This is a genomic window from Bacteroidales bacterium (assembly GCA_021157585.1).
In the GTDB taxonomy this organism is placed as follows: domain Bacteria; phylum Bacteroidota; class Bacteroidia; order Bacteroidales; family UBA12170; genus UBA12170.
This window is the reverse complement of record JAGGWH010000175.1, coordinates 1-4010: the sequence shown is the minus strand read 5'-3', so window position 1 is coordinate 4010 and position 4010 is coordinate 1. Positions and strand designations below refer to the sequence as shown.

General features: G+C 34.9%; 4 protein-coding genes. All 4 read right to left on the bottom strand.

What is annotated here, in order from left to right:
* The coding region (locus J7K39_12295; protein ID MCD6180674.1) for a replication-associated recombination protein A at positions 1–1052 on the bottom strand (1052 nt) is incomplete at its 3' end.
* Entirely contained in the window at positions 1053–2216 is a 1164-nt protein-coding gene (locus tag J7K39_12290; protein ID MCD6180673.1) for an alkaline phosphatase, read from the bottom strand.
* An 89-nt stretch (positions 2217–2305) separates the two neighbouring features.
* A complete protein-coding gene (nhaA, locus tag J7K39_12285; GenBank protein MCD6180672.1) occupies positions 2306–3613 on the bottom strand; it encodes a Na+/H+ antiporter NhaA in 1308 nt (435 codons plus the stop codon).
* A gap of 116 nt (positions 3614–3729) precedes the next feature.
* Positions 3730–4010: redoxin family protein (locus J7K39_12280; protein ID MCD6180671.1), on the bottom strand; the 281-nt coding region annotated here is incomplete at its 5' end.

The following is a 4010-nucleotide window of genomic DNA, read 5'->3' as shown; positions in this document are numbered from 1 at the left end:
GGTAAATCACCTGTTTCTTGAACTAATTGTTGTGCTTTTTTAATGGCAATGTAAGTAGAATTACTCTTAACCGAATTTGCTAAATAGATGGTTGTTTGTGAAAGGATAATTCGTCCTTCGGGATAACCAATTTTACTCACGGCATCAAAACAACTATTAGCCAATAAAAGAGCATTGGGGTTGGCATTACCAATATCTTCAGAAGCTAAAATAAGCAATCGACGGGCAATGAACTTAATGTCTTCGCCACCTTCAATCATACGAGCTAACCAATATACTGCTCCATTAGGATCGCTACCTCTGATGGATTTAATAAAAGCCGAAATAATATCGTAATGCATTTCCCCTTTTTTGTCGTAGATAGCTAGGTTTTTTTGGATAATATGACCCACTAACTTATTGTTTAGAGAAATAGTTTTTTCTTCCGAAGAGAAAGTTCCGACAACTAATTCTATAGCGTTGAATAACTTACGTGCATCACCTCCTGAAACTCTAAAAAGGGCTTCGGTTTCATCAACTTTAAGTTCTAATTTAAACTCCTCTTTGAAATAAGCTACCGCTTGATTTAGCAAGGTCTCCAAATGCTTTTTCTCTAAAGCTTTTAAGATATATATCTGACATCGCGATAGCAAAGGAGAAATAACTTCAAAAGACGGATTTTCTGTGGTTGCACCAACCAAAGTTATTATTCCCGTTTCTACAGCTCCCAACAAAGAATCTTGCTGCGATTTACTAAAACGATGTATCTCATCTAAAAAGAGTATCGATTTTCTGCCACTTGCTTTTGCTCGTTCAATAACTTCTCTAACGGTTTTCACTCCGGCGTTAATTGCGCTGAGTGAATAAAAAGGGATTTCGAGATTCTGTGCTAAAATAAAAGCCAAAGTTGTTTTTCCAACACCCGGAGGTCCCCATAAAATCATGGATGGGATATTACCTGAATTGAGAGATTTTTGCAATATGCCGTCTTTCCCTACTAAATGTTCCTGACCAATATAATGATCGAAATCAGTAGGACGAAGAAGTTCTGCGAGTGGTTTAGAAAGATTCATTTATTTAGTGAAGCCAAAGGCTTCCATCATTTTGTCAAAAATAGCAGTGTTTTCATAAATACCACAAAATTTTTCTGCGCCCGGTCCGTAAGCAAATACAGGAACCATAACAGATGAATGACCAGTAGTATTAAATTTTGCTTCTACCATTCCCTGTTCAATATCACCATTAATAACACTTAAACCTCCGGTTTCATGATCGGCGGTAACAATAACCAAGGTGTGCCCATCTTTTTCGGCAAATTTTAATACTTCTCCAACAGTACGATCAAAATCCAGCATTTCTTCAATAGTGTAACCAATATCATTATCGTGTCCGGCCCAATCTATCTGAGAGCCTTCTATCATCAAAAAGAAACCTTTATCATCTTGATTTAATATTTCCATTGCCTTATCGGAACCATTAACGAGAAATTCTCCGCGTTTTGGATATGAATCTAAATGACCATTAGCAAAAAGTCCGGCGACTTTACCGCTTTTGATATTAGCCAAATCGTCCATTTCTTGAATAACTTGAAATCCTTTAGCTTCAAGAGCCGGACGAAGATTAACTCCTGTTTCACGTTTGAAGAAATTATCTGAACCTCCACCTAAAAAGACATCTATAGAATCTGAAACGAAAAAGGTGGCAATGTCCTCGTATAGATTTCTTTTAGGAACATGAGCAATAAAAACTGCCGGAGTTGCATGTGTGACTTTACAAGCTACGACTAAGCCTGTAGCATAACCATTTCCTGCAGCGTATTCTAAAATTGTTGGTGTGGGATTTCCAACACTATCTACAGAAATACTACCGTAATTTGTTTTTTCTCCCGTTGCTAAAGCTGAACCTGCACCCGCCGAATCGGTACGGAATTTATTTTTTGCTTTTGTTTTTTGAAAACCTACAAAAGGCATTTGGTCGATATATAAACGATCGTTATTGGCAGTCATTCCGGCAAATACATGACTTACTCCCATTCCATCTCCGATTAGAAGAATGACATTTCTTATTTCTGCATTGGGATCTGTAATGGGTTTTATATCATCAACAACATGCTGTTTTTGAGCGACATATACTTGTCCGCCTTTCTCGGCTTTATAATTCCCATCGAGATAAGTAGCTTGCTGACTGTAGCCTGCAAGTGCAATAAATAAATTTAGTATTAAAATTAGGTTCTTCATGATTTATGTTTTTTAATCTGATAAATAGGATTTGTTTCTTCATCAAACACCTATTTTTCATCTATTATTAATTAGATTTATTTTCAATACTAACTCCCTTTTGTATTTAAACTGAATCTCAATACAATATAGCCTAAAATACCTGAAATAATCGAACCGATTATAATTCCAATTTTAGCAGAATCAAGAAGCTGATTATTATCTGTAAAAGCTAAGTTTCCTATAAACAATGACATAGTGAATCCTACACCTGCCAACAATGCAATGCCAATAATTTGCTTAAAATCAACACCCTCAGGCAAGGTGGCCATTTTAAGTTTCACAGAAATAAACGAAAATAACGCAACACCTATCAATTTCCCTAAAAATAAAGAAAGTATAATATTGGTAGCTAAGGACCAATTGATATTCATGTCTTCAGCAAGATAAACTCCAGCATTGGAGAAAGCAAAAATCGGCATTATAAAAAACGCAACCCATTTATGCAATCTATTTTCGAGTTGTTGTAATGGAGATTGAACCTGATTAGTCCAATCTTCAAGTTTATCTATTTCTGCTATTTGTTGCCTCGAAAGAATTGGGAGTTTATTGGTATTTGTAGCTTTAGTTAAATCATCCACGATACTCTTCATCTTATCGGCAAAATCAAACTCCGTAATTTTTTGCCTGATAGGCACTGCCAAAGCCAGTAATATTCCTGCAATAGTAGGATGGATTCCTGCTTTCAAAAATAAAAACCAAATTATAAATCCAAAGAAAAATATCAAATATTTATTATGTATCTTCAAGTAGGAAAGGAAATACAATATTCCTAAAAGGACTCCAGAATAAAACAATAAATCCCAAGCAATATTAGTTGTATAGAAAAGTGCAATTACTAATACAGCGCCAATATCATCGATTATAGCAAAAGCAATTAAGAATATTTTCAGACCCAAAGGCACTCGTTTCCCCAAAAGCGTTAAGATCGCTAAAGTAAAAGCAATGTCTGTTGCCATAGGGATTCCCCAACCCTTGATGGTGTCAGGATTTTCATTTAACATTAAAAACATGGCTAATGGAATAAGCATTCCTCCAAGGGCCGCAAATATGGGTAAAGATGCTTTTTTTAATGAATTTAATTCGCCAATAAGAACTTCCCGCTTTATTTCTAAACCGATTAGGAAAAAGAAGATCGCCATTAAGCCATCATTAATCCATAAAATTAAGGGCTTGACAAGTACAAAACTTCCTGATTTGAATCCAATTTCAAATTGCCAAATAGATTTATAAAAATCACTTAATGGAGAATTTGCCAATATAAGGGCAAGGATAGTCACAAAAAATAGCAATATTCCACTGAAGCTTTCAGCTTTGATAAATTTTTGAATTGGACTTAGAATCTTTTTTGGTGTCATTTAATCTTATACAATAAATATATTCTCTAGAAAATAATCATCGACAAAGATAAACCTTATAAAATAATGGGGGAAGTCTAAATTGTTATCAAATGCTAAATATTATGGAACAGATGCTAGTGGAGTTTTTCCACGGCTTTGAAAATAACATCTCGCATTTCGTAAAAATCATCCAAATCAAACAAACGCGAGAGGTAGATAATCTTTCCATTTTCATCAATCACAACATTACGCGTAACTCCAGCTTTTAAATCGGCATACCGACCAAAAATTTCTGCATTTGGGTCTAAGGCTAAAGGATAAGTAATTTCCATTTTTTGCTGATATCTTAACACAACTTCAAGTGCTTCGTCTCTATCAACACCTATTAGAATAAAATTGTCTTCTTTCAGCTTTT